The sequence below is a fragment of the Vibrio sp. 704 genome (assembly GCF_033339295.1).
In genome coordinates this window covers 1-1,472 of the sequence record NZ_JAWOUH010000066.1, presented here as the reverse complement: position 1 = coordinate 1,472, position 1,472 = coordinate 1, and the positions used below count along the sequence as shown (strand labels likewise).

The following is a 1,472-nucleotide window of genomic DNA, read 5'->3' as shown; positions in this document are numbered from 1 at the left end:
CTTTGCCCTTTTCACTCAGTTCAAATCCATTCACGCGTAATAATGGCGTTTTCACGGTAAAGGTTGGATAAGCGGGAACCACGTAGCCATCAATGTTCACTTCCTCTTCCGGTGAAATCACCAATGGCTTGGACTTCAGTGCACTCTTAAAGGTTTTTTCCACACCACCGAGCAAATTCTCTTTGTCGGTATCTATCACGAAATGTTGGCTCACTACGTCTCGACCCAGACGGATTTGCGAACTGAACTTGCTGCGGTCTCGTAAGTACACCAACCATTGCTGAGTTTCGTTTTCATCAATCTTGACAGGCAGATACACCAAAGGTCGCTCGCTCTTGGTGGTTTTCAACATGCGCACCAATGGCAGTGTCATAGGATGGCGCTTACCGTTCTCACCCTCTAAAGTAAACGACACTTGCTTGGCTTTTTTATCAACTTTGATGTCGAGAGCGTGAACATTGGTGTAACGGCTGCTTGTCGAAACGCTGGTTTTGTAGGGAATGCCTTCGATTTCTACCGTCTCTTTCTTACCAATCATTTTCGCGTTGGGTTGTTCTTGCAGGTAGTCATACCCAGCAAACACCCACGCGTTATCATCTAGGTAAGTTTTGCCAATCAGGATTGGCGCAGAGAACTGTTTGCGCGAGGTAAGGTTCACCACGGTATCTACCGTATGCCCAGCAATCGTCATCGGCATTTTTACGGTTGGACGCAAAATCGGTTTTTTGCTGGTGCGACTGCGGATAGCACTGATGCGCTCAAGATCGTCGGTTACCGTGATCTCTTTGCCAGTATAAGGATGCTGAATCGTGAAACTGACGGTGACTTGATAAGGTTCAAAACTGTTGGCTTCCCATTTGGCTTGCGTGCCACCTAAATCATCGACAATTGCCCACAGCAGTTTGTCATCTTTAAGATTTTTGTATTTGGGATTGCTGCTGCTTACGTGAATATTTTCTGCATGCATGGAGGTGGTGTCAGCGCCGGTATCAATTTTACCGATGAAAGGGACGTCACTTAGCTCAGGAATTTCGCTGTAATACACACTTTCGACCCGCCCTAAAACTAACTTATCATCAAGTTGATAAATGGGATCTTGCGTGGTTGCAGAGATGGATTGCGCCCAACCAAACGGGGCTATCAGGAGAGCACTAGAGAGTGCCAGAGCCAAAGACATTTTTTTCATCATGATTATCCGTGTGAGCCAAGGTATATAAAATTAGTCGCCAACAGAACTTATAAGTTCTCAATTTAATTACAGTTTTGACATAAATCTGACTGATGTCCACCAGCGCCCGGTAAATTTTTGCGAAGCTAATTTAAAACATTGCAAATTCTATGAATGACCCCAATGTTCTATACACAACCAATATCCAAACCGAATTAAAAGAGAATACACGGATGAGCCAAGCTATCTGTCGCATGATTGCTCAAGAACTGAATGTTCGCCCAGAGCAAGTCAACGCCGCTGT

At 45.0% G+C, this 1,472-nt stretch carries 1 protein-coding gene; it reads right to left on the bottom strand.

Features of this window, described 5'->3' with window-relative positions; translation table 11 throughout:
• The coding region (locus R7R24_RS24435; RefSeq protein ID WP_411978826.1) for an ATP-dependent zinc protease at nucleotides 1–1,189 on the bottom strand (1,189 nt) is incomplete at its 3' end.
• Between the last annotated feature and the right edge of the window lie 283 nt (nucleotides 1,190–1,472).